General features: G+C 60.6%; 23 protein-coding genes. 13 read left to right on the top strand and 10 right to left on the bottom strand.

What is annotated here, in order from left to right:
* Positions 1 to 14: 14 nt before the first annotated feature.
* The 6 genes from pcaH (at position 15) to pcaC (ending at position 5388) form a co-directional block, all read left to right on the top strand.
* A complete protein-coding gene (gene pcaH / locus CKW38_RS21730) occupies positions 15 to 719 on the top strand; it encodes a protocatechuate 3,4-dioxygenase subunit beta (protein WP_007917099.1) in 705 nt (234 codons plus the stop codon).
* Between the two features lies 1 nt (position 720).
* A complete protein-coding gene (pcaG, locus tag CKW38_RS21725; RefSeq protein ID WP_095113835.1) occupies positions 721 to 1287 on the top strand; it encodes a protocatechuate 3,4-dioxygenase subunit alpha in 567 nt (188 codons plus the stop codon).
* Between the two features lie 187 nt (positions 1288 to 1474).
* Positions 1475 to 2770 carry an MFS family transporter gene (locus tag CKW38_RS21720; protein ID WP_007917096.1) on the top strand — a complete coding sequence of 432 codons (1296 nt, stop codon included), beginning with the start codon at positions 1475 to 1477 and terminating at the stop codon, positions 2768 to 2770.
* A 46-nt stretch (positions 2771 to 2816) separates the two neighbouring features.
* Complete coding sequence (locus CKW38_RS21715; protein ID WP_007917095.1) at positions 2817 to 4181, top strand: 3-carboxy-cis,cis-muconate cycloisomerase; 1365 nt, start codon at positions 2817 to 2819, stop codon at positions 4179 to 4181.
* A 12-nt stretch (positions 4182 to 4193) separates the two neighbouring features.
* Positions 4194 to 4982, top strand: a complete 789-nt coding sequence (gene pcaD, locus CKW38_RS21710) for a 3-oxoadipate enol-lactonase (protein ID WP_095113834.1) — start codon at positions 4194 to 4196, stop codon at positions 4980 to 4982.
* Positions 4983 to 4995: 13 nt separating this feature from the next.
* Positions 4996 to 5388, top strand: coding sequence for a 4-carboxymuconolactone decarboxylase (gene pcaC / locus CKW38_RS21705; RefSeq protein ID WP_095113833.1), 393 nt, complete (start codon positions 4996 to 4998; stop codon positions 5386 to 5388).
* Positions 5389 to 5519: 131 nt separating this feature from the next.
* On the opposite strand, the gene CKW38_RS21700 is transcribed toward pcaC, so the two are convergent.
* From CKW38_RS21700 to CKW38_RS21680, 5 genes are all read right to left on the bottom strand, one after another.
* A complete protein-coding gene (locus CKW38_RS21700) occupies positions 5520 to 6323 on the bottom strand; it encodes a methyltransferase domain-containing protein (protein WP_007917091.1) in 804 nt (267 codons plus the stop codon).
* A gap of 267 nt (positions 6324 to 6590) precedes the next feature.
* Positions 6591 to 7850, bottom strand: coding sequence for an OprD family porin (locus tag CKW38_RS21695; protein ID WP_095113832.1), 1260 nt, complete (start codon positions 7848 to 7850; stop codon positions 6591 to 6593).
* A gap of 442 nt (positions 7851 to 8292) precedes the next feature.
* A complete protein-coding gene (gene emhC / locus CKW38_RS21690) occupies positions 8293 to 9753 on the bottom strand; it encodes an efflux RND transporter outer membrane subunit EmhC (RefSeq protein ID WP_095113831.1) in 1461 nt (486 codons plus the stop codon).
* Positions 9750 to 12899 (bottom strand): efflux RND transporter permease subunit EmhB, encoded by a 3150-nt coding sequence (gene emhB / locus CKW38_RS21685; RefSeq protein ID WP_007917083.1) that lies wholly within the window; start codon positions 12897 to 12899, stop codon positions 9750 to 9752. The genes emhC and emhB overlap by 4 nt, the downstream gene beginning before the upstream one ends.
* A 3-nt stretch (positions 12900 to 12902) precedes the next feature.
* Entirely contained in the window at positions 12903 to 14060 is a 1158-nt protein-coding gene (locus tag CKW38_RS21680; protein WP_007917081.1) for an efflux RND transporter periplasmic adaptor subunit, read from the bottom strand.
* Positions 14061 to 14326: 266 nt separating this feature from the next.
* Here CKW38_RS21680 and emhR point away from each other — a divergent pair, with 266 nt between their 5' ends.
* Positions 14327 to 14959 carry an efflux system transcriptional repressor EmhR gene (emhR, locus tag CKW38_RS21675; RefSeq protein ID WP_007917080.1) on the top strand — a complete coding sequence of 211 codons (633 nt, stop codon included), beginning with the start codon at positions 14327 to 14329 and terminating at the stop codon, positions 14957 to 14959.
* Between the two features lie 392 nt (positions 14960 to 15351).
* Here the strand turns inward: emhR and CKW38_RS21670 are convergent, their stop codons facing one another.
* From CKW38_RS21670 to CKW38_RS21660, 3 genes are read right to left on the bottom strand one after another with little or no spacing between them, the layout of a single operon-like run.
* Positions 15352 to 16401, bottom strand: a complete 1050-nt coding sequence (locus CKW38_RS21670) for an alkene reductase (RefSeq protein WP_007917079.1) — start codon at positions 16399 to 16401, stop codon at positions 15352 to 15354.
* A gap of 28 nt (positions 16402 to 16429) precedes the next feature.
* The gene (locus CKW38_RS21665; RefSeq protein WP_007917078.1) at positions 16430 to 17596 is read right to left on the bottom strand and encodes an MFS transporter; all 1167 of its coding nucleotides are present in this window, start codon (positions 17594 to 17596) and stop codon (positions 16430 to 16432) included.
* 34 nt (positions 17597 to 17630) lie between these two features.
* Positions 17631 to 17933: a helix-turn-helix transcriptional regulator gene (locus tag CKW38_RS21660; protein ID WP_007917068.1), complete on the bottom strand. Its 303-nt coding sequence runs from the start codon at positions 17931 to 17933 to the stop codon at positions 17631 to 17633.
* A 170-nt stretch (positions 17934 to 18103) separates the two neighbouring features.
* Between CKW38_RS21660 and CKW38_RS21655 the strand changes: the two genes are divergently transcribed.
* Entirely contained in the window at positions 18104 to 18682 is a 579-nt protein-coding gene (locus tag CKW38_RS21655) for an ACP phosphodiesterase (protein WP_007917067.1), read from the top strand.
* A 124-nt stretch (positions 18683 to 18806) separates the two neighbouring features.
* Here the strand turns inward: CKW38_RS21655 and CKW38_RS21650 are convergent, their stop codons facing one another.
* Both CKW38_RS21650 and olsB read right to left on the bottom strand, forming a co-directional pair.
* Entirely contained in the window at positions 18807 to 19598 is a 792-nt protein-coding gene (locus tag CKW38_RS21650; protein ID WP_095113830.1) for a 1-acyl-sn-glycerol-3-phosphate acyltransferase, read from the bottom strand.
* Positions 19598 to 20353 carry an L-ornithine N(alpha)-acyltransferase gene (olsB, locus tag CKW38_RS21645; RefSeq protein WP_007916280.1) on the bottom strand — a complete coding sequence of 252 codons (756 nt, stop codon included), beginning with the start codon at positions 20351 to 20353 and terminating at the stop codon, positions 19598 to 19600. Before olsB ends, CKW38_RS21650 begins: the two co-directional genes overlap by 1 nt.
* Before the next feature lie 153 nt (positions 20354 to 20506).
* On the opposite strand from olsB, the gene CKW38_RS21640 reads away from it, so the two are divergent.
* The 5 genes from CKW38_RS21640 to CKW38_RS21620 all read left to right on the top strand — a co-directional run bounded on the left by CKW38_RS21640 (position 20507) and on the right by CKW38_RS21620 (position 24887).
* Positions 20507 to 21385: an acyl-CoA dehydrogenase family protein gene (locus CKW38_RS21640; RefSeq protein WP_095113829.1), complete on the top strand. Its 879-nt coding sequence runs from the start codon at positions 20507 to 20509 to the stop codon at positions 21383 to 21385.
* Positions 21386 to 21551: 166 nt separating this feature from the next.
* Entirely contained in the window at positions 21552 to 22625 is a 1074-nt protein-coding gene (locus tag CKW38_RS21635) for a serine hydrolase (RefSeq protein WP_095113828.1), read from the top strand.
* Entirely contained in the window at positions 22622 to 22918 is a 297-nt protein-coding gene (locus CKW38_RS21630; protein ID WP_095113827.1) for an amidase, read from the top strand. The genes CKW38_RS21635 and CKW38_RS21630 overlap by 4 nt, the downstream gene beginning before the upstream one ends.
* 219 nt (positions 22919 to 23137) lie before the next feature.
* Entirely contained in the window at positions 23138 to 23728 is a 591-nt protein-coding gene (locus CKW38_RS21625) for a YceI family protein (protein ID WP_095113826.1), read from the top strand.
* A 1-nt stretch (position 23729) separates the two neighbouring features.
* Positions 23730 to 24887, top strand: a complete 1158-nt coding sequence (locus CKW38_RS21620) for a phosphatidylserine/phosphatidylglycerophosphate/cardiolipin synthase family protein (protein WP_095113825.1) — start codon at positions 23730 to 23732, stop codon at positions 24885 to 24887.
* The last annotated feature ends 125 nt before the right edge of the window (positions 24888 to 25012 follow it).

The raw sequence follows: 25012 nt of genomic DNA, 5'->3' as shown, positions 1-25012 counted from the left end.
CAGAGGAAAGCGACATGTCTGACAAGCCTGGTTACCGTCGTCCGCAGGAAGGCACTCAGCCTGAGTACCTGCACCCGACGTATCAATCCACCAACCTGCGCTCGCCGTCGAAGCCGTTGGTGTTTCTGCCGCACTCGCTGTCGGAAATCACCGGCCCGACCATCGGCGCCGAGCACGTGGGCGACACCGATAATGACCTGACCGCGCAGCACGAAGGCGAGCCGCAGGGCGAACGCATCATCATTCACGGCCGCGTGCTCGACGAAAATGGTCTGCCGGTGCCGGGGATTCTGGTGGAGATCTGGCAGGCCAACGCCGCCGGCCGCTACAACCACAAACGCGACCTGCACGACGCGCCGCTGGACCCGAATTTCACCGGCACCGGCCGCACCGTCACCGACGCCGACGGCTGGTATCAATTCCAGACCATCAAACCCGGCGCCTACCCGTGGGGCAACCACCACAACGCCTGGCGCCCGGCGCACATCCACTTTTCGCTGTTCGGGCCGAGCATCCTCACCCGTCTGGTCACGCAAATGTATTTCCCGGGCGATCCGCTGCTGGCCTACGACCCGATCTACAACTGCGTGCCGGACACTTCGGCCAAGGAACGCCTGATCGCCAGTTTCGATCTGGAAAAAACCATTCCGTCCTACGCCCTCGGTTATCGCTGGGACATCGTGCTGCGCGGGCGTGAAGCCACGCCGATGGAGAAATAAGATGACGCTGACTGCGACCACGTCCCACACCGTCGGGCCGTACTACCACATCGGCCTGACCTGGCTGAACCGCGAAAACCTCACCGTCGAACAGACTCTGGGCGAACGCGTGGCGATCACCGGGCAAGTGGTGGATGGCAACGGCGATGTCGTCAACGACGCCATGCTCGAAGTCTGGCAGGCCAACGCCGCCGGCAAGTACGACCACCCGGAAGACGAGCAGGACAAACCGCTCGATCCGCATTTCGAAGGCTTTGGCCGGGTGCCGGTGGATGCAGAAGGGCGCTTCCGCTTCACCACGATCAAGCCGGGCACGGTTGAAGGGCTGAAGGGTTCGACCCAGGCGCCGCATCTGGTGGTGCTGGTGTTTGCCCGTGGCCTGGTGAAGCACTTGCTGACGCGGATCTACTTTGAGGGCGAGCCGGCCAACGTTGATGATCCGTTGCTCGAATGTGTGCCGGCTGAACGTCGCACGACCTTGCTGGCGAAAAAGGATGCGTCGGGCGTTTACCAGTGGAATGTGATTCTGCAGGGCACTGATGCCGAAACCGTGTTCTTCGATTATTGATCGCTGACAACTGATCGTTCCCACGCTCTGCGTGGGAATGCCGCCATGGACGCTCCGCGTCCACTGTGACGCGGAGCGTCACCGAATGCGTTACCACGCGGAGCGTGGGAACGATCGATATAGGATGTGGAACGGGACTGTTGCAAAGTATGTCTAGACTCTCACTGTCCCTATCGAGTGAAAAACAATGACAACCACTACCTCCCATTACACTGGTGAAGAGCGCAGCAAGCGCATCTTTGCCATTGTCGGCGCCTCGTCCGGCAACCTCGTCGAATGGTTCGACTTCTACGTCTACGCCTTCTGCGCGATCTATTTCGCCCCGGCGTTTTTCCCCTCCGACAACCCGACGGTGCAACTGGTCAACACCGCTGGCGTGTTCGCTGCCGGCTTCCTGATGCGCCCGATTGGTGGCTGGATTTTTGGCCGGGTCGCCGACAAGCACGGGCGCAAGAATTCGATGCTCATCTCGATTCTGATGATGTGCTTCGGCTCGTTGCTGATCGCCTGCCTGCCAACCTATAAAGACATCGGCGTCTGGGCACCGGTGCTGCTTTTGTTCGCACGTTTGCTGCAAGGCCTGTCGGTCGGCGGTGAGTACGGCACCACTGCGACCTACATGAGCGAAGTCGCCCTCAAGGGCCAGCGCGGATTTTTCGCCTCGTTTCAGTATGTGACGCTGATCGGCGGGCAACTGCTGGCGGTGTCGCTGGTGGTGGTTCTGCAGCAATTCCTCACCGAAGAAGACCTGCGTGCCTACGGCTGGCGGATTCCGTTTGTGGTCGGTGCGGTGGCGGCATTGATTTCGCTGTTTCTGCGTCGCAGTCTGAAAGAAACCACCAACAAGGAAACCCGCGAACACAAGGATGCCGGCAGCATCGCCGCGCTGTTCCGCGATCACAAAGCTGCGTTCATCACCGTGCTCGGCTACACCGCCGGTGGCTCGCTGATTTTCTACACCTTCACCACCTACATGCAGAAATATCTGGTGAACACCGCCGGCATGCACGCCAAGACCGCCAGTTACATCATGACCGGCGCGCTGTTCCTGTATATGTGCATGCAGCCGCTGTTCGGCATGCTCGCCGACAAGATCGGTCGACGTAATTCGATGCTCTGGTTCGGCGCGCTCGGTACGCTGTTTACTGTGCCGATTCTGTTGAGCCTGAAAAGCGTCAGCAGCCCGTTCCTCGCGTTTGTGTTGATCACCGTAGCGCTGGCGATTGTCAGTTTCTACACCTCGATCAGCGGCCTGGTGAAAGCCGAAATGTTTCCGCCGGAAGTCCGCGCCCTCGGCGTCGGTCTGGCTTACGCGGTGGCGAATGCGATCTTCGGCGGTTCGGCGGAATTCGTCGCCCTGAGCCTGAAGAACATCGGCATGGAAAACTCCTTCTACTGGTACGTGACAGCGATGATGGCGATCGCCTTCCTGTTCAGTCTTCGCTTGCCGAAACAGGCGGCGTATTTGCACCACGATCTCTAACCCGAAGTGCGCGGGCTGTCATGGCCCGCGCCGGCAAGGACTGTTTATGACTCAGCGACCGGGCAATCAATTGTTCGATGCCTACTTCACTGCCCGCGATATGCGTGAAGTGTTCTGCGATCAGGGCCGCGTGCAGGCGATGCTCGACTTTGAAGCGGCGCTGGCCCGGGCCGAGGCGCGGGTTGGTTTGATTCCTTCCTCTGCGGTGGCACCGATTGCGACGGCTTGCAGTGCCGGTCTGTATGATTTCGCGGCACTGGGCGAGGCGATTGCCACGGCCGGCAATTCGGCGATTCCGCTGGTCAAGGCGTTGGGTAAACAGATTGCCGCGACCGATGCACAAGCCGAGCGTTATGTGCATTTGGGTGCGACCAGTCAGGACGTGATGGATTCCGGGCTGGTGCTGCAATTGCGGCAGGCGCTGGCACTGATTGAAAGCGATCTGGCGCAATTGGCCGATTCCCTCGCGGTTCAGGCGCAACGTCATGCCTCGACGCCGCTGGCCGGACGCACCTGGCTGCAACACGCGACGCCGGTAACCCTCGGCATGAAAATCGCCGGATGGTTGGGCGCTGTCACTCGCAGTCGTCAGCGTCTGCGCGAACTCAAACCGCGTTTGCTAGTGCTGCAATTCGGTGGTGCATCCGGGACCCTCGCCGCGTTGGGCGAACAGGCCTTGCCGATTGCCCAAGCGTTGGCCGAAGAACTGCAACTGACCTTGCCCGAACAACCGTGGCACACCCAGCGTGATCGCGTGGTCGAGTTCGGCGCAGTGCTCGGTTTGATCGCCGGCAGCCTCGGCAAATTCGGCCGCGACATCAGCCTGTTGATGCAGACCGAAGCAGCAGAAGTGTTCGAGCCATCGGCACCGGGCAAGGGTGGCTCGTCGACCATGCCGCACAAGCGCAATCCAGTGGGTGCAGCGGTGTTGATTGGCGCAGCGACGCGCGTGCCCGGTCTGGTCTCGACGCTGTTCAGCGCGATGCCGCAGGAGCACGAACGCAGCCTCGGCCTGTGGCATGCCGAATGGGAAACCTTGCCGGAGATTTGCTGCCTCGTTTCGGGGTCGCTGCAACAGGCTCGGTTACTCGCCGATGGATTGGAAGTCGATGCCGAGCGCATGGGCCGAAACCTTGAATTGACGCAGGGGCTGGTGCTGGCCGAAGCCGTGAGCATCGTCCTTGCCCAGCGTGTTGGCCGCGACACCGCGCATCATCTGCTTGAGCAATGCTGCAAACGCGCGGTGGCCGAACAACGCCATTTGCGCGCCGTGCTCGGTGACGAACCGCAAGTCACCGCCGAGTTGAGCAGCGCTGAACTCGATCAACTTTTGAACCCCGCCCATTACCTCGGTCAGGCGCAAGTCTGGGTCGAGCGTGCGGTGGCCGAACACAACGCATTGTCTGTCTGAAAGGAGAGGGCTGTGGCTTTCGTTCAACTCGCCGATGGCGAACTGCACTATCAAATCGAGGGCCCGGTCGATGCACCGGTGCTGGTGTTGTCCAACTCGCTGGGCACTGATCTGCACATGTGGGACGCGCAGATGCCGGCATTTACCGAGCATTTTCGCGTGCTGCGTTTCGATACCCGTGGCCATGGCCAATCGCTGGTGACGCCGGGGCCTTACAGCATCGAACAACTGGGTTATGACGTGCTCGGTCTGCTGGATGCACTGCACATCGAGCGCGCGCATTTCTGCGGGCTGTCGATGGGCGGTCTGATCGGGCAGTGGCTGGGGATCAACGCTGGTCATCGTCTGCACAAGCTGATCGTCTGCAACACGGCGGCAAAAATCGGCGATCCGTCGGTGTGGAATCCACGCATCGAAACCGTGTTGCGTGACGGCGCGGCGGCGATGGTTGCCTTGCGTGATGCATCGATTGCTCGCTGGTTTACCCCGGATTTTTCCGCTGCACATCCGGCCGCAGCCAAGCAGATTACCGACATGCTCGCGGCCACTTCGCCTGAAGGTTATGCGGCCAACTGTGCGGCGGTGCGTGATGCTGATTTCCGCGAGCAACTGGCGTCGATCAACGTGCCGTTGCTGGTGATTGCCGGCACTGAAGACGCGGTGACGCCGCCGGCCGGTGGGCATTTCATTCAGGAGCATGTACGCGGTGCCCAGTACGCCGAGTTCTACGCGGCGCACCTGTCCAACGTGCAGGCTGGCGCGGATTTCAGTGATCGTGTGTTGGCGTTTCTAAACGCCTGATAAGGGGATTTTCGTGGACGAGAAACAACGTTACGACGAAGGCATGCAAGTGCGCCGCGCGGTGCTCGGTGATGCGCATGTCGATCGCAGCCTGACCACGCTGACCGAGTTCAACTCGGAGTTTCAGGAGATGATCACCCGGCATGCCTGGGGCGATATCTGGACGCGTCCGGGTTTGCCTCGGCACACGCGCAGCCTGATCACCATCGCCATGCTGATCGGCATGAACCGCGAAGGTGAGCTGAAACTTCACCTGCGTGCGGCGGCCAATAATGGTGTGAGCCGGAGCGAGATCAAGGAAGTGATCATGCAGAGCGCGATCTACTGCGGGATTCCGGCGGCGAATGCGACGTTTCATCTGGCTGAATCGGTTTGGGATGAGCTAGGAGTCGAATCCCGGGAGTGATGTTGCCTGAGCTGACGCCATCGCTGGCAAGCCAGCTCCCACAGGTTTTTCAGGTGTGCACAAAATCTGTGTTCGCTGAAAATCCCTGTGGGAGCTGGCTTGCCAGCGATAGCAATAGTGGCCGCGACCAATCAAACCGTGGCAACAATAAATATCCGCTTGAACGCAAACAACGTATGCCCGTCCGCTTCCTGCGGATAATGCTCATGCACCCGCATCAGGTAGTGATAAATAAACCGCGTCTGTTCCGCTGAATTCAGCGCCTGCATCACCGGCCGTAGCGCCGAGACCTTCACCCAGTCATACACCGGCGATTTACCGTCGACTACCTGCAACTGCTCGGTCTCCCAGATATCCAGCGACGAGGTCAGCGGCGCGAGCAAACGGTAGTAATCCTCCAGTGCCAACAACGGCCGTGCGGCCATGCGCTGACGCAGTTCTGGTGTGCCTATTGGCGTGCCGCCGGGGCCGCCGTCTTCGAGGGTGTCGAGCATCAGCCGATACCACAGCGCATCGCGCCAGTCCGGCATGTGCGCCGCCAGACAACCGCCGGGATTCAGATAACCGAGCAGGTGCGGCAGCAGCGTTTCATGGCCCCCGATAAAGTGCAGTACGGCGGCAGCGAGCAGCAGATCCGCTGGCTGCTCCGGCCGCCAGTCGAGCAGATCGCAACACTTCCACTGCGCCCGGATCGGCAGACAGCGCGCTTCATCGAGCATCTGCGTGGAGCTGTCGACGCCCTGCAACTGCGCGCGCGGCCAGCGTTCGGCCAACAGCTGCGTGGCAATGCCGGTGCCACAGCCCAGATCGTAAATACGTTGCGGGTTTTGCAAGTCGACACGGTCGAGCAATTCATTGACCGGTCGTTGCCTGAGACGGGAAAACTGCTGATACGCCTTGGCGTCCCAGTCGGGTGTTGCGAGACGAGAGATCATTGAGGAGGTCCTCCGGTGATCGTTGGTGTCTTCCGATGACAACCTGGCTCCCAGCTTGAGGACCGACTACGACGACGGAAGCGGAAAGGTGAAGCACCTGAGTCCTTCAGGTTTTGTCACTTTACCTGCCGACCGGCAAAGTGCCACTTCTCCTGACCAGTGGCGAGAGTTCCAATGTAGAGCTGCCGCAGGCTGCGATCTTTTGATCTTGTTTTTAAGATCAAAAGATCGCAGCCTGCGGCAGCTCCTACAGGGGTGGATCGGTGTTTAGAGGAGGCTGATCGGGTAGCTGACGATCAAGCGGTTCTCGTCGAACTCGTTGTTGCTGAAGTCCCGGCGCATGGTCGAGTTGCGCCACCGGACGTTGAGATCCTTCAGCGCACCGCTCTGCACGGTGTAGCCCAGTTCCGATTCGCGGCCCCATTCCTTACCGTCGGTGATCGTCCCGGTGTGCACGTTGTCGCCGCTGATATAGCGGTTCATCAGGGTCAGGCCGGGGATGCCCATCGCCACGAAGTTGTAGTCATGGCGCACTTGCCAGGAGCGTTCCTGCGCATTGTCATAACTGGCGTTGTAGCTGTCGTTGGCCAGCGTGCCGCCGCTGGTGCCGTTGACCCGCATCCAGGCGCTGTCGCCAGTGAGTTTCTGCAGGCCGACGTAGAAGGTGTTGCCGCCGTACTTCGCCGAGAACATGCCCGACCAGGTCTTGTTGTCGAGATCGCCGGCGCGGGCGCTACCATCGTCCTTGCCATAGAAGAAGCCGAGGTTAGCGCCGAGGGTCCAGTCGCCGAGTGGCTGGCTGTGGATCAGGTTGACGTATTGCTGGCTGTAGATGTCCTTGAGTTCGGCATTCCACAGGCCGATCTGTGTGCGTTTTTCGTTGAAAACGTATTCACCGCCCTGAAAGTTGAAGCGATCAGAGGTGAACGCCGCTTTGCCGGTCATCGACATGTCGCTCATGCTGCTGTCGTCGCGCGGGCTGTTGGCGCGGAACTGACCGCCGTAGAGGGTCAGGCCGTCGATTTCTTTCGAGGTAATTTGCCCGCCACGAAAGGTCTGCGGCAGCGATCGGCCGTCGTCCGAACGCAGGATTGGCAGCACCGGCATCCACTCGCCGACCTTCACTTCGGTCTGCGAAAGCTTGGCTTTGAAGGCGACGTTGGTGCGGCCGAAGTTGTCCGCTGGGCGTCCATCGCGATCCAGTGGCAGCAATTGGGTGCCGCCGGTGCCTTTGCCGCCATCGAGCTTCACCGAATACAAGCCGAGCACGTCCAGGCCGAAACCGACGGTGCCTTGGGTGAAGCCGGATTTGGCGTCGAGGATGAAGCTCTGCGTCCACTCTTCGGCCTTGCCCTGAGCTTTGGTCGGATTGGTGAAGTTGCGGTTGATGTAGAAGTTGCGCAGGTTCAGGTTGACCTTGGCCCCTTCGATGAAACCGGCCTCTTCAGCCGCAGCGGGCAGCGTAGCGCCGGCCAAGGCCAGGACGATCAGACCGGGAAATGCGTAAGGCGCAGGGGAGGTTGTCATAGTTGGGGTCTCTCTTGTTTTTTTAGGGCGAACGGGTGCGCTGCGGCCGTTTTTTACGGTGCAGAAATGCGATGAATTCAGGGGGTGAGGCGACGGCGATCAGCCGGTCGGAGCAGGGCGCGGGAGCATGGTGTCGAACCTGTTGTTATTGGTTTTGTTGATCGAATGGTGCGGGGGGCGGTGGTGGGGATTCAATCGGCGGAAGCGGTTTTTGGGCGATTATCGAACGCAAGATTTGCTCGGGGTTTTGGGTGAATGGGAGGGCCTCATCGCTGGCAAGCCAGCTCCCACAGGTTTTTGTGTCGTTCACAATGTTGGGTACACCACAGAACATTGTGGGAGCTGGCTTGCCAGCGATGGGGCCAGCCCAGACACCACAACTTTCAGGCAGGCAACAAAAAGCCCACCAATCGGTGGGCTCCTTGTGTTCACCTGATGATGATCAGAACAACTTCATCTTCGGCGCTTCTTCTTTCAGTGGTTCGTTCTGCGCGGTTTGCGCATTCCAGCCGCCACCCAGGGCCTTGTACAGGTTGACCGCACTGGTCAGCTGCGCGAGGCGGTCGGTGATCAGCGCTTGTTGCGCGCTGAACAGCTGACGCTGGGCATCGAGGAAGGTCAGGTTGCTGTCGACACCGATGCGGTAACGACGTTCGGCCAAGCGGTAGTAATCCTGGTTGGCCTGCACGAAGTCACGCTGCGCTTGCAGCTGTTCGGTGTAGGTCTGGCGGGCGGCGAGGCCGTCGGCGACTTCCTGGAAGGCCGTTTGAATGGACTTCTCGTAGTTCGCCACGCCAATGTCCTTCTGGATCTTGGCGTAGTCGAGGCTGGCGCGCAGGCTGCCGGCGTTGAAGATCGGCAGGTTGATCTGCGGCTGGAACAGCCACGTCCCCGAACCACCCTTGAACAAACCGGACAGATCCGGGCTCAGGCTACCCGCGTTGGCGGTCAGGCTGATGCTCGGGAAGAACGCTGCACGGGCCGCGCCGATGTTGGCGTTGGCCGCTTTCAGGTTGTACTCGGCCTGCAGAATGTCCGGACGACGTTGCAGCAAGTCAGAAGGCAGACCCGGCGGCACGTCGCTGAGCAGGTCATCGGACAGCGGCTTGGCCGTTTGCAGATTGGCCGGAATACCGGTGCCGAGCAGCAGGGTCAGGCTGTTTTCGTCCTGGGCCACTTGGCGGGTGTAACGCGCCAGTTGTGCCCGGGCGTTCTCGACCGAGGTGCGCGACTGCGCCAGATCCAGCGCCGAAGCGACACCGACTTCGTTGCTGCGGCTGGTCAGCTTGTAGCTTTCTTCGAAGGCACCGAGGGTGTCTTGGGTCAGCTTGAGCAGTTCCTTGTCCGCTTGCCAGGTCAGGTAAGCGTTGGCGACGCTGGCGACCAGACTGATCTGGGTGCTGCGGCGTGCTTCTTCAGTGGCGAAGTATTGTTGCAGCGCTTGCTCGCTCAGGCTACGAACGCGACCGAACAGGTCGAGTTCATAAGCGCTGATGCCGACGGTGGCGGAATACGAACTGCTGATCATCGAGTCGCCAGTCGTCGACGCGCGAGCCGGCAGACGTTGACGGCTGCCGCTGGCATTGGCCGAAACCGCCGGGAACAGGTCGGCGCGCTGGATGCGGTATTGAGCCGCATAGGCGTCGATGTTCAGCGCCGCGACACGCAGGTCGCGGTTGTTTTCCAGCGACACCTGGATCAGCTGTTGCAGCGCCGGGTCGTGGAAAAACTGCTTCCAGCCTTGCTCGGCAGCGGCCTGCGCCGGAGCCTGGGCCGGCGAATACGCCGGCCCCTGCGGGTACTGACCTGCGACCGGAGCCTCAGGCTGCTGATAATCAGGTATCAGCGAGCAACCGCTCAGCACGAAGGCGGCGACTGCGATGGAGAGTAGCGACTTGCTCATTGGCCAGCCTCTTTAGGAGTTTCAGTAGCCTCATCCTCGTCAGCGATTTTACGCTGGCCCAGGGACGAAACCGTAACGAAGAACAGTGGGACCCAGAAGATCGCCAGGATCGTGGCCGTGAGCATACCGCCAATCACGCCCGTACCGATCGCATGTTGACTGCCTGAACCGGCGCCGGTGGAGATCGCCAACGGTACAACACCGAGGACGAAGGCCAGCGAGGTCATGATGATCGGTCGCAGACGCATGCGGCAGGCTTCAATCGCCGCATCCCGCAAGCTGCGTCCCTGTTCATGCAGTTCCTTGGCGAACTCGACGATCAGAATGGCGTTTTTAGCTGCCAGACCGATGGTCGTCAACAGCCCCACCTGGAAGTACACGTCGTTGGACAGACCGCGCAGGCTGGTGGCCAGCAGCGCACCGATGATCCCCAGCGGCACCACGAGCATAACCGCGATCGGAATCGACCAGCTCTCGTACAGCGCCGCCAGACACAGGAACACCATCAGCAGCGACAGGGCGTACAGCGCCGGCGCTTGCGAGCCGGACAGACGTTCCTCATAAGACAGACCGGTCCAGGAGATACCGACACCCGCCGGCAGCTTCTTGGCAATCGCTTCGACTTCGGCCATCGCATCACCGGTGGAGTAACCCGGCGCCGGAGAACCGAGGATCTCCATCGCTTCTACACCGTTGTAACGCGCCAGTTTCGGCGATCCGTAGATCCACTCGCCCTTGGCGAACGCGGAGAACGGCACCATGGTCCCGGCGCTGTTGCGCACGTACCACTTCTTCAAGTCTTCAGGGCTCATGCGAGCACCGGCCTGACCTTGCACGTACACCTTCTTCACCCGACCACGGTCGATGAAGTCGTTGACGTAGCTACTACCGAAGGAGATCGACAGCGTGCTATTGATGTCGGCAATGCTCACGCCGAGGGCCTGGGCCTTCTGATCGTCGATTTCCAGGTGGTATTGCGGCTCGTCGTTCAGGCCGTTCGGACGCACCTGATAGAGCACCTTGCTCTGCGCTGCCAGACCGAGGAACTGGTTGCGCGCTTCCATCAGTTTTTCGTGACCGATACCGGCGCGGTCCTGCAGGAACACGTCGAAACCGGTGGCGTTACCCAATTCCAGTACCGCTGGCGGGGCGAAAGCAAACACCATCGCGTCGCGGAAGCTGAAGAAGTGTTGCTGCGCACGCTGGGCGAGGGCGAACACGCTGTTGCTCGCGTCACGCTCGTCCCACGGTTTGAGCATGATGAACGCCAGACCCGAACTCTGACCGCGACCGGCGAAGTTGAAGCCGTTCACGGTAAACACCGAGGCGACCGCGCCGGATTCTTTCTCCAGCAGGTAGGAACGCATTTCGTCGATCACGACTTGCGTACGTTCGGCACTGGAACCGGCCGGGGTTTGCACCTGGGCGAACAGTACGCCCTGGTCTTCTTCCGGCAGGAACGCGGTCGGAATACGGGTGAACAGCCAGATCATGCCAACAACGATCAGCAGATACGCCAGCAGATACGGGGCTTTGCGCGACAGCATGTTGCCAACGCCGCGCTCGTAGCTGCGAACGCCACGGTCGAAGTTACGGTTGAACCAGCCGAAGAAGCCTTTTTTCGGTGTGCCGTGCTCGCCTTTCGGAATCGCCTTGAGCATGGTTGCGCACAGCGCCGGGGTGAAGATCAGCGCGACCAGTACCGACAGGGCCATGGCCGAGACGATGGTGATCGAGAACTGCTTGTAGATCACACCGGTGGAACCGCTGAAGAACGCCATCGGCAACAGTACCGCCGACAGAACCAGAGCAATACCGACCAGTGCGCCCTGGATCTGGCCCATGGACTTCTTGGTCGCTTCCTTCGGTGACAAGCCTTCTTCGCTCATCACCCGCTCGACGTTTTCCACCACGACGATGGCGTCGTCCACCAGCAAGCCGATGGCCAGCACCATACCGAACATGGTCAGGGTGTTGATGCTGAAACCGAACGCCGCGAGGATGCCGAACGTACCGAGCAATACCACCGGCACGGTCATCGTGGTGATGACGGTGGCGCGGAAGTTCTGCAGGAACAGGAACATCACCAGGAACACCAGCACGATCGCTTCGACCAGGGTTTCAACCACACCTTTGATCGATTCGGTTACCACCGGGGTGGTGTCGTACGGGAACACCACTTCCATGCCTTGCGGGAAGAACGGCTTGAGTTCGTCAATCGTCTTGCGCAGGGCTTTGGCGGTGTCGAGGGCGTTGGCACCGTTGGCCAGTTTCACCGCCAGACCGGACGATGGCTTGCCGTTGAACTGTGCCGAGATGGTCGAGTTCTCACCGCCCAGACCGACATCGGCGACGTCGCCGACGCGCACTTGCGAGCCGTCCTGATTGACCTTGAGCAGAATCGCCTTGAACTGCTCGGCGGTCTGCAGACGGGTCTTGCCGATGATCGTCGCGTTCAGTTGCTGGCCTGGCAGCGCCGGCAAACCGCCGAGCTGACCGGACGACACCTGAACGTTCTGCGCCGAGATGGCGGAGCTGACGTCAGCCGGGGTCAGGTTGTACTTGTTCAACTTGGCCGGATCGAGCCAGATGCGCATCGCGTACTGGGCACCGAAGACCTGGAAGTCACCGACACCGGCGGTCCGCGAAATCGGATCCTGCATGTTCGACACGATGTAGTTGGACAGGTCGTCCTTGGTCATGCTGCCGTCACGCGATACCACGCCGATGACCAAGAGGAAGTTTTTCACTGCCTTGGTCACGCGGATACCTTGTTGCTGCACTTCCTGCGGCAACAGCGGGGTGGCCAGGTTCAGCTTGTTCTGAACCTGTACCTGCGCGGTGTCGGAGTTGGTGCCTTGCTCGAAGGTCGCGGTGATGGTCATGCTGCCGTCGGAGTTACTTTCCGAGGACACATAACGCAGGTTGTCGATACCGTTGAGCTGCTGCTCGATCACCTGGACCACGGTGTCCTGCACGGTTTGCGCCGAAGCACCTGGGTAGGTCACGGAGATCGCAATGGCCGGCGGCGCAATGCTCGGGTACTGGTTGATCGGCAGTTTCAGGATCGAAAGTGCCCCGACCAGCATGATCACCAGGGCAATTACCCAAGCGAAAATCGGACGGTCGATGAAGAATTTTGACATGGATTACTCCCCTTTGCCGCCGGCGGCTTTGTCAGCTGCCTGAGCGGGGGCCGGGTTCTTGTTGCCTACGTTAGTGGCTTCGGACGGGTTGACCTGAACACCTGGGCGCACGTACTGCAGGCCTTCGGTGATCAAGCGATCGCCGGCCTTCAGGCCGTCTTCGATCAGCCACTGGCTGCCGACAGTGCGGCTGGCCTTGAGCTGACGCAGTTCAACCTTGTTGTCGGGGCCGACGACCAGTGCGGTCGGGGTGCCTTTGAGGTCGCGGGTCACGCCTTGTTGCGGTGCCAGAATGGCGGCGGCGTTGACACCGGCCTGCAACTGGGCGCGGACGAACATACCTGGCAGCAGGGTGTGATCCGGGTTCGGGAACACTGCACGCAGGGTCACCGAACCGGTAGTCGGGTCGACCGTGACTTCGGAGAATTCCAGCTTACCGTCGAGCTTGTACTGGCTGCCGTCTTCCAGGGTCAGTTTGACTGCTGCCGAGTTTTCGCCGGATTTTTGCAGACGACCGCTTTCCAGCTCACGGCGCAGTTCCAGCAGTTCAACCGAAGACTGGGTAACGTCAACGTAGATCGGGTCCAGTTGCTGGATCGTCGCCATTGCGTCGGCCTGACCATTGCTGACCAGTGCGCCTTCGGTGACCGAAGAACGACCGATGCGGCCGGAGATCGGCGCATAGACCTTGGTGTATTTCACGTTGATCTGCGCGCTCTGCAGCGACGCTTCCGATTCCATGCGGTTGGACACGGCCGTGTCGTATTCCTGACGGCTCACGGCCTGCTCGTCGACCAGTTGCTTGTAGCGGTCGGAGATCGACTTGGTCGAACGCAGGCTGGCTTCGGCGCTTTTCAGGGTCGCTTCATAGACCGCCGGATCGATCTGATACAGCTGTTGGCCGGCTTTGACATCGCCGCCTTCCTTGAACAGACGCTTGAGAATGATGCCGTTGACCTGCGGTCGAACTTCCGCAATACGGAACGCACTGGTGCGACCCGGCAGCTCGGAGGTGAGGGTAAAGGCTTGTGGTTGCAGGGTGACGACGCCGACCTGAGGCGGAGGAGCGGCCGGTGCCGCTTCTTCCTTTTTACATCCGCTGAGCAGCGATGCCAGGGCGACGGCAGTGACCAGAGCGGTAACAGCTGGCTTGAATTGCATGAAAATCCTCGGGTCAGGCGCGCAAAAAGCGCACAAGAAGTGTGTAAGGGTAAAAAAAGGATACCGGGTGGATAAGTAGCTTGCTAAGGAATATACTTACGTTCATGGTTGTTTGTAAATACCTTGGCGTCGTATCCACCCTGTTACAAAACTCGTCGCAAGGTTTGAAATTGTAGGCCGGGGAGCTGATCCGTGAGAGATCGCCCCCTCTTTATTCAGCGGATATTCAGCCATCCCTGAAACATCCTGTTTGAGGTTTTACTGTCATGGTCCGTCGTACCAAAGAGGAAGCTCAAGAAACCCGTAGCCAGATTCTGGAAGCGGCGGAGAAAGCCTTTTATGAAAGGGGCGTCGCTCGTACGACGTTGGCCGACATCGCGGCCTTGGCCGGGGTCACGCGCGGGGCCATTTACTGGCATTTCAGCAACAAGGCCGACCTGGTCCAGGCCATGCTGGATTCGCTGCGTGAGCCGCTGGATGAGTTGGCCAGGGCCAGCGAAAGCGAAGATGAACTCGATCCACTGGGCTGCATGCGCCAACTGCTGATTCATTTGTTTCATCAAGTTGCGCTGGACCCGAAAACCCGGCGTATCAACGAAATTCTGTTTCATAAGTGCGAGTTCACCGATGAAATGTGCGATTTGCGCCAGCAGCGCAGGGACGTCAGTCTCGATTGCAATGAGCGCATCGCTCTGACGTTGCGTAATGCGGTAAATCGCGGCCAATTGCCGGAAGATCTCGACACTGCCCGAGCGGCCATCAGCATTCACAGCTATATCGATGGCCTTCTATATGGATGGCTTCTGGCGCCGGACAGCTTTGAGCTGCATGCCGAGGCCGAACGTTGGGTCGATACAGGGTTGGATATGCTGCGCCTGAGCCCCAGCCTGCGCAAATGAAACAAAATGCGTAATTGGCACAGCCTATGTCAATTGGCCTGCCTTTATATAGCTTCGCAGCGGGGGGAGTTTAAACGTAGCGAGCTACGCATTTTGTAGGGAATTTGTGTCTTCTGTGTGAATGAGTGTGAGCCGCTTGCCCTCACCCTAGCCCTCTCCCAGAGGTAGAGGGGACTGAGCGAGGTGTTCTTTCGAGATACGCCGACCTGAGATATCAGGTCGAACTCCAGATTTGAAAAGCACACAGATCGGCTCCCTCTCCCTCGGGAGAGGGCTGGGCGGGCGGCGTTCCGATGAGGGGCTACGTACTCAGCCGCGCAATCGCTCTCCAGGCGAACAAAAAAGCCCCCGACTCTTACAAGTCGGGGGCTTTCGCGTTTCTGCGGTATGCCTTACAGCGTCGGATAGTCGATGTAGCCGACCGGACCCTTGGCATAGAACAACTCTGGACGCGCATCATTCAACGGCGCATCCGCCTTCAAGCGCGCCGGCAGATCCGGGTTGGCAATGAACGGCACACCAAACGCCACGGCATCAGCCTTGCCGCTGGCCAGCCACTCATTAGCGCTGTCCTTGGTGAAGCGTTCGTTGGCGATGTACGGGCCGCCAAAGGCTTCTTTCAGTTGCGGGCCGAGGCTGTCGGCGCCTTCTTTCTCACGGGAGCAGATGAACGCGATGCCGCGTTTGCCCAGCTCACGAGCCACGTAAGTGAAGGTTTCTGCCAGGTTGTCGTCGCCCATGTCATGGGAGTCGGCGCGCGGTGCCAGGTGCACGCCGACACGGCCGGCGCCCCAGACTTCGATCGCGGCGTCAGTCACTTCCAGCAGCAGGCGTGCACGGTTTTCCAGCGAGCCGCCGTAGTTGTCGGTGCGCTGGTTGGTGCTGCTTTGCAGGAATTGGTCGAGCAGGTAACCGTTGGCGCCGTGGATTTCCACGCCGTCGAAACCGGCGGCCTTGGCGTTCTCGGCACCGGTGCGGTAGGCGTCGACAATGTCGGCGATTTCAGCGGTTTCCAGGGCACGCGGGGTTGGGTAGTCGGCCAGTGGGCGCACCAGGCTGACGTGACCTTTCGGCTGGATCGCGCTCGGTGCCACCGGTGCTTCACCGTTGAGGTACGACGGGTGCGAGACGCGACCGACGTGCCACAGTTGCAGGAAGATTTTGCCGCCAGCGCCGTGAATGGCTTTGGTCACGTTGGCCCAGCCGCGCACTTGATCGTTGGACCAGATGCCCGGGGTGTCCGGGTAGCCAACGCCCATCGGCGTCACCGACGTGGCTTCGCTGAGGATCAGGCCAGCGGAAGCACGCTGTACATAGTATTCAGCCATCAGCGCGTTCGGCACACGGCCTTCGTCGGCGCGGCAGCGAGTCAACGGGGCCATGATGATGCGGTTGGCCAGTTCGATGTCGCCCAGTTTGATCGGATCAAAAATAGTTGCCATGTCTACAACCCTCGTAGGTGAAAGTTAATCAGTTGGTAGCAGGGGCCAGATCGGCATTGCCGTTCTGACGGAAAGTAATCAGGGTCACCAGCAGAGCGAGCACGGCCAGCGCGGCGGCTGCGAGTGGCACGCTGGTCAGGCCGTAGCCGTGAGCGATGACACTGCCGCCGACCCAGGCGCCGAGGGCGTTGCCGACGTTGAAGGCGCCGATGTTCAGGGTCGAGACCAGATTCGGTGCGGCTTTGCCGAAGGTCACCACGTTGACTTGCAGGGCCGGTACGGCGGCAAAACACGCGGTGGCCCAGAGGAACAGGGTGATTTCGGTGGGGATCAGCGCGACGCTGGTCCAGGTCAGTACGGTCGAGACCACGGCCATGGCGATGAACACGCCGATCAGCGTCGCGGCCATGCCCTTGTCGGCGAGTTTGCCGCCGATGATGTTGCCGACAGTCAGGCCCAGGCCGATCAGCATCAGCGTCCAGGTCACGCCACGCGGCGACACACCGGTGACTTCGCCGAGCAGCGGGGCAACGTAGGTGAACAGGGTGAAGACGGACGCGGCGAACAGCGCGGTCATGCTCAGCGACAGCCAGATTCCGGCACCTTTGAGGGCGGCGAGCTCGGCGCGCATGTCGAGCTTCTCTTCGTCACGTTTGGCCGGCAGGAAACGGATCAGGCCGATCAGCGCAATCACACCAATGACGGTCACCGCCCAGAAGGTCGAGCGCCAGCCGTATTGCTGACCCAGCGCAGTGCCCAGCGGCACACCGAGGACGTTGGCCAGGGTCAGGCCGGTGAACATCAAGGCCACTGCCGAAGCGCGTTTATTCGCTGGCACCAGATTGGCCGCGACGACAGAACCGATGCCGAAGAACGCACCGTGGCACAGCGCAGTGATCACCCGGGCGAACATCAGCACGTTGTAATCGCTGGCAATCGCACAGAGCAGGTTGCCGACAATAAAAATGCCCATCAACGCCACCAGTGCTGCTTTACGCGGCAGTTTGGCCGTGGCCATCGCCATGAACGGCGCACCGATGGCCACGCCGAGGGCGTATCCGGTCACCAGCCAGCCGGCGCCGGGGATCGACACACCGAGGTCAGCCGCCACATTGGGCAGCAGGCCCATGATGACGAATTCGGTGGTGCCGATGGCGAAGGCGCTCAAGGCGAGGATGAGGAGCGAGAGGGGCATGCAGGTTTCCTTGTCGGCTGGCTGACGTTAAGGGTCAGAGCTCTTTACTGAGGGTGCTGAGGAACGCCTGGATCACGTCCTCGTTTCGTTTGAAAAAGTGCCATTGACCGGCCTTCTGGCTGCTGATCAGACCGGCGCGTTGCAACGTCGCGAGGTGTGCAGAAACGGTCGACTGCGACAAACCGCAGCGCTGATCGATCTGCCCGGCGCAGATGCCGTACTCGTGGTTGTGCAACTGTTCCGGAAATTCGTTCTTCGGGTCTTTCAGCCAGTTGAGGATGTCTCGCCGTACTGGGTGCGCCAGGGCTTTTATTATTTCGTCGAGGTCGAGGTTCATGGCAGGGTGCTCACAATGTGTACAACGCTATATCGCGATGTGGCGAAATATAAATCGTTAGATCGCGATACACCAATATGATTTTGATCTGACGCCAGCATAAATTGGTATATCGCGTTATAACGATACATGGGTGTATGGCTTATGGGCCGCAGTGCTAAGCTGCGCCCATGAACTATCTCGCACATTTACACCTCGGTGGCCAGCGCCCCGGGCAACTGCTCGGCAGTCTGTATGGCGACTTCGTCAAAGGCCGGCTGCAAGGGCAGTTTGCGCCCGAGGTCGAGGCGGCCATTCAATTGCATCGACGGATCGATGTATTCACCGATCGCCATCCGCTGGTGGATATCGCCCTGGGGCGGTTTTCCGACACGCGCCGGCGTTATGCCGGGATTGTGCTCGATGTGTTTTTCGATCATTGCCTGGCGCGGGACTGGCGGCTGTATGCCGATCAGCCGCTGGAGGTTTTCACCGCTGACGTTTATCGGGTTCTGACCCGCGAGCGGCAACTGCCCGAGCGACTGGCGAAGATTGCCCCGCACATGGTCGCCAATGACTGGCTGGGTTCGTATCAGGAATTTGAAGTGCTGGAGCAGGTGTTGCGCGGGATCTCGCGGCGCTTGAGCCGGCCGGAGGAACTGGCGGGTGCGATGCAGGAATTGCGGCGGTTGTATGAGCCGCTCAGTGAAGACTTCCGGCTCTTCTACCCGCAACTCCAGGACTTCGCCCAATCCCCACCAACACCCTGAATCCCTGTGAGAGCTGGCTTGCCAGCGATGGCGTCAGCACATTCAACATTCGTGTCGGCTGGTCTACCGCTATCGCTGGCAAGCCAGCTCCCACAGGGGCCAAGGCGATTTCAGGATTTGTATTTCAGGCAGCGATTGCCGGACGCATTGGGGATTGTAGGGTTTCCGGAATTGCGCCAAACAACGCCTTCTGCACCGCCTGCTGCGCTTCAAACGCCAGCGCAGCACGCTCTCGTCCCTGACAGGCCATCGGCTTGAGCAAGTGCACTTCAACATCGCCGCAATCATTGCTGAACAGGCGCATCAGGTGCGAGAGCAGATCATCGTCGCCAATGAACGGCGCCAGCGCATCGATTTCGCCGTCACGCAGATAACGAATCGCCACCGGTTGCAGCATCACGTCGGAATCAATCGCCGCCGCCAGCAAACGGCCGTGAAAGGTGCGCAGCGAACGGCCATCGGTGGTGGTGCCTTCCGGAAACATCAGCAACGCATGCTCGGTTTGCAGATGACGGGTCATCTGCTTGCGGATCAACTGGCTGTCGCCCGAACCGCGACGGATGAACAGGCTGCCAGCCTTCGCCGCGAGCCAACCGGCCACCGGCCAGGTGCGCACTTCGGCCTTGGACAGAAACGACAGCGGCGTGAGCATGCCGAGCAGCGGAATGTCGGTCCACGACACATGATTGCTGACCCACAGCATCGGCTGCTTCGGCAGCTCACCGTGCACCGTCACCCGAAAGGGCAGGGCGTTGCTCAGGCGCGCCATGAAGAAGCGCGACCAGCGCTGACGCCGCTCCATCGAATGCGCCAGGCCAATGCGTTCAAACACGCCAAAGACGCTGGCCATGGTCAACCCCAGAGCTACCACCAGCAGCACCCGCGCGATCCGCGCGTATACGCGCAACCGGCTCATCACACGGCCGCCTTGAAGTGCTTGGCGTAGCGCGGGCAGAGTTCGTCGCGTTTGAGCAGGATAAACACGTCGGCGACCTGGAAATCTTCGTCCCAGCACGGCTCGCCGCAGATCTTCGCGCCCAGACGCATATAAGCCTTGAGCAGTGGCGGCATTTCCGCGATCACGTTCGATGGAATATCCAGCGTCGGCAGCGGATTTTTCGGCTCGGCGCGCAGGTGTTCGGTGCACAGATAACGTTCGCGCAGGCGCTGCATGATCGCGTGGGCCTGGATGCCGCCGTCCTGCATGGGGATGCTCGCGCAACCCATCAGATAGCTGTAGCCGCCCTGATTCAGCACTTCGGCCAACTCGCCCCACAACACCGCAATGGTGCCGCCGTTGCGGTACGCCGGGTCGACGCAGGTGCGGCCGATTTCGAGGATCGGGCCTTGCAGATGGGCGAGGCCGTGCAGGCTGAATTCTTCTTCGCTGTAGAACTTGCCGAGGCTGCTGGCGGCGGTGTGATCAAGCAAACGCGTGGTCGCGACCAAACGGCCGGTGTTCAGATCACGCACGCCGATGTGGCTGCAGTGAACATCATAATCATCCATGTCCAGACCCAGCTCCGCGCCTTTCAATTTGGCGTTGAACTCGCCGCTGAAGACGTTGAAGCGCAGGGCCTGGGCTTGCTGCAAGGCCTCGGCGCCGATCAGGCGTTCGGCTTGCAGGCGGCGTTCATTGCCGGTGTCGCTGATGCGGGCGATCTGAGTCATGTGAATCTCCGTACGGGCCTTTAACCCGTCGTGGGTTGCAGCCGATCGACTTTCTTTATGCAGCCGTGTTGTGCAAAGTCAGGCTATGTAGCCCCGGTGTCATCGCCATGAACCTTTGGTGATGCTTATATGACAGCCCACGAGGAGCCTCTTATGCCCTGGCCAGATCTGCTGCACAGCCCTGACCGATTGCCCGCCGTTGCTGACCTGGCCGAGGGTTTTGCGACGTTGTTGCAGCAACTGGGCAACGTCACGCCGTTCGAATTGGCGGTCGCGGGCGGGCGGCGGATGGCGACGCCGGGGCTGGCGTTTTTAGTCGGATATCAGGCGGCCTTGCGCATGTTGTGGCCGAGTGCGCCGCTGAGCCTCGGTGCGTTGTGTGCGACCGAACAGCGCAGTCTGCGTCCGTCTGACATGCACACGCGGCTGAGCGATTTGCGCCTGAGTGGGCGCAAGGATTTCGTCACGGCCGGCGATGCGGCGGACTGGTTGCTGATCGCTGCGCGCAGTGAAGCACCCGGTGAAACGCCGCGCTTGAGTCTGGCGGTGGTGTATCCCGGCGAGCCCGGTGTGACGGTAGAGAAACTGCCGGCGCTGCCATTGATGCCGGACATCAGCCATGGTCGGCTGCAGCTTGATAACGCGTTGTGCGAGTTGTTGGCCGGCGATGGTTGGGACGCTTACGTCAAACCGTTCCGCACCCTGGAGGACGTTTATGTGCTGAGCGCGATGACCGCGTGGCTGTATGGCGTCGGGCAGGACAGTGACTGGCCGCAAGCGCTGCAATTGCGTTTGCTGGCGCTGTTGGCCGGGTGTGCCGAGGCGAGCCGGCAACCGCCGAACAATCCCGCCGGACATGTGTTGCTGGGTGGGTTGTTTGCGCAGTTTGCGGCGCTGGAGGGGGAGGTGAGTCAGGCCTTGGCTGACGGGCCGGCAGAATGGGCGCAGATGTGGCAGCGCGATCAAGGGGTGATGCAGTTGGCCGCAGGTGCCAGGGCCAAGCGCTTGGCCAAGGCTTTGGTGGCGGGCTGAAGGGCCTCATCGCGAGCAGGCGAAGGCCTACAGTTGATCGAGTTTCGTCAGTTGAAATGCGATCCCCTGTAGGCCTTCGCCTGCTCGCGATAGCAATCTAAATAACACCGCATACTTGTCATAAACCCCGACTAGTCTCAGCAGGTTCTTTCCATGAGCCCCCACCATGTGCAAAGGCCTGTCGCTGTTTCTGCTGCTGATCACCTTCACCGTTCACGCCGAACAATGGCCGGGTGAAGAATGGCCAACCGGCCCGAAGGTCACCGATACAGAGGCGCTGGATCATTACGCCTTCCCGCCCCGCGATGACAGCACCCGCCAAGGCATCCGCACCGACGCGCTGCTGATCATCCGCGACGGCCAGATCATCTACGAACGCTACGCCGGCCCGACCACAGCACAAACCCCGCACCTGACCTGGTCGATCAGCAAAAGCCTGATGGCCAGCGTGCTCGGTGTGGCCTACGGCGAGGGCCTGTTCAAACTCGACGATCCGGCCGCGAAGTTTTACCCGTCACTGACCAAACACCCGGCGATAAAAATCGCCGATCTGCTGCACTGGGCCTCTGGTATCGATTGGCAGGAAGACTACGAATACGCCCCGCTGAAATCCTCGGTGGTGGCGATGCTCTATACCCGTGGTCATCGCGACATGGCTGCGTTTACCGCCGATCACGATGCCTACGCCGAACCGGGGCAGGCCTTCCGCTATTCCAGTGGCGACAGCAATCTCTTGGCGGCAGCGTTGAAAACGATCGTCGGCCCGCAGCGTTATGCGGATTATCCGTGGGAGGCGTTGTTCGGGCCGTTGGGCATTCGCCACGCTGTTTGGGAGACCGATGCCAGCGGCACGTTTGTCGCGTCGTCTTACGCTTACCTGACGGCAAGGGATCTGGCGCGCGTCGGGCTGTTGATGGGCCGTGACGGGCGCTGGAACGATCGGCAACTGCTGCCCAAGGACTGGGTCGACTTCAATCGGCAGCCCTTCGCCGGTTACAAGGCTCATCAGGACGAAGCGGTGCCTGGCGGCCAATGGTGGCTCAATCGTCCGGCCGATGGCGCCTTGTCACCGTGGCCCGATGCACCGCCCGACACCTTCGCCGCGCTTGGCCATTGGGGCCAGGCGCTGTACGTAATCCCCAGCGCCAACCTGGTGATCGTGCGCTACGCCGATGACCGCGACGGCAGTTATCGCCACAACGAATTGCTCAAACGCGTGCTGAAGGCGGTGCGGCCATGAAGCGCTTTTTGCTGTTGCTGCTGGTTTTGCTGCTCGGCTGGGTCGTCTACGAGCGCGAAAATCTGTGGGCCTTCCCCGACATCATCAGCGCGTACACCGCCAAGGAATATTGTTCGTGCCGTTATGTGATGAACAACGACGCCGAATATTGCCGTGGCTATGTCAAACAATGGTTGCCGACCAGCCAGTTCACCGATGACCCTGCCAGCAAAACCATCACGGTCAGCGGCATGGGCCGCAGCCACCGCGCCCAGTGGTTGAGCGAACGCTTGGGCTGCCGCCTGAACCCCTGAAAACCCGCAATCCTCCTGTGAACAGAGGCCCCTGTGGGAGCTGGCTTGCCAGCGATTGCGTCGGCACAGGCAATATTTGTGTGACTGATACACCGCCATCGCTGGCAAGCCAGCTCCCACAGGGATTTTCATCAATTGATAGATTTGCGGCGACCGAGTTTGCAATAACGGCATAGGCGGTTAAGGTTCGTGCAGGTTTATCGGCCCCACGAGTGTTCAATGTTCAACCGCTCCCTCAGTGCAACCCTGTCCAGCCTGCTGCTCGCCGCCGTCGCGCTGCCGGCGCAGGCCAATTGGTATCTGGACGGCGAGTCGTCGCGGCTGTCGTTCGTCAGCACGAAAAACGCCCACATTTCCGAAGTGCAGCGCTTTCTGGTGCTGCATGGCAAGGTCGACCCCAATGGGCGCGCCGAAGTCGAAGTCGAGCTGGATTCGATCAACAGCGGCATCCCGCTGCGCGACGAACGCATGCGCAAGGAGCTGTTCCAGATCGAGCAATTCCCCGAAGCGACCATCACCACGCAGATTGATTTGCGCCCGATCAACGATCTGGCCCCCGGTGCGCAGCTGGAATTACGTCTGCCGCTGACCGTCAACCTGCACGGCAAACAACACGAATATCCCGCCGAACTGCTGGCGACGCGTCTCGATGATCGTCGTTTTCAAGTGGTCACCCTCGAGCCGCTGGTGATCAACGCCGAGGATTTCGACCTCGTGCCGGGGCTGGAAAGCCTGCGCAAACTCGCCGATCTGTCGGCGATCAGTCTGTCGGTGCCGGTGGGTGCGGTGCTGATCTTCACGGCGCGCTGACATGCGCGGCGCGGTGTTCCCGTGGCGGGATGGCAACCGGTTCGAACTGTTGATCGACGGCCCGCATTTCTTTCCGCGCATGCTCGAGCAGATCGCTGGCGCGCAGGAGCAGATCGAGCTGGAGTTGTATCTGGTCGAGGCTGGTGCTTGTGCCGAAACCATTGTGCAGGCGCTGGTTTTGGCGGCCGAACGTGGCGTGCGTGTGCGTTGCTTGTTCGATGATTACGGCAGCCTCGCTTTCACCCTCAATCTGCGTCAGCGTCTGACTCATGCCGGGGTCGAACTGCGTTTCTACAATCGGCTGAACTGGCGGCGCTGGGTCGGCAACTTCTATCGCGATCACCGCAAATTGCTGCTGGTCGATCAATGTCTCGCGGTGGTCGGTGGCACCGGTGTCACCGATGAGTTCTGGACGCCGGGCCATGACAGCAGCGAATGGCACGAAGTGATGGTCGAGATCCGCGGCCCGCTGGTGATCGACTGGCAATTGCTCTTCGACCGTCAGTGGATCGCCAACCGCTATCGCCGCGCCTGGCGCCCGGCCGCGCATTTCGGTCTGCCGCGCCTGCCTCGGGTGCCGGACAAGGGCGAGGGCATGGGCCGTGTGGCGTATGCCGATGCCCGCCAGCATCGTGACATTCTGCAGTCGCTGTTCCGCGCTTTGAACAGTGGGCAAAAACGCATTTGGATGGCCACACCGTACTTCCTGCCAACGTGGAAAATCCGCCGCTCCCTGCGCAAGGCTGCCGCACGCGGTGTCGACGTGCGGCTGCTGCTGACCGGGCCGCGCACCGATCACCCGTCAGTGCGTTACGCCGGGCATCGCTACTACCCACGACTGCTCAAAGCCGGGGTGCGGATCTTCGAATACCAGCCGTGCTTTCTGCATTTGAAAATGGTGCTGGTCGACGATTGGGTGAGCATCGGTTCGTGCAACTTCGATCACTGGAACCTGCGCTTCAATCTGGAGGCAAATCTGGAGGCGCTGGATCCGTCGTTGACAGCAGCGGTAGAGGCGAGTTTCGTCAAGGACTTCGGGCTGAGTCAGCAAGTGAGTCTGGAAGAGTGGCGGCGCCGGCCGTTGTGGCGGCGGGTCAAGCAGCGGGTGTGGGGCTGGGTGGATCGGGTGGTGGTCAATCTGCTGGATCGCCGGGGATAGTTGCTACACCAAAAAAACACTGTGGGAGCTGGCTTGCCAGCGATGGCGGAGTATCAGTCAACAGAGATGTTGAATGTGCCGGCCTCATCGCTGGCAAGCCAGCTCCCACAGGTTTATGTGTTGCC

It is taken from the genome of Pseudomonas sp. Irchel 3H7, assembly GCF_900187605.1.
In the GTDB taxonomy this organism is placed as follows: domain Bacteria; phylum Pseudomonadota; class Gammaproteobacteria; order Pseudomonadales; family Pseudomonadaceae; genus Aquipseudomonas.
The sequence above is the reverse complement of the archived record's forward strand: the minus strand, read 5'-3'. Positions and strand labels throughout refer to the sequence as shown.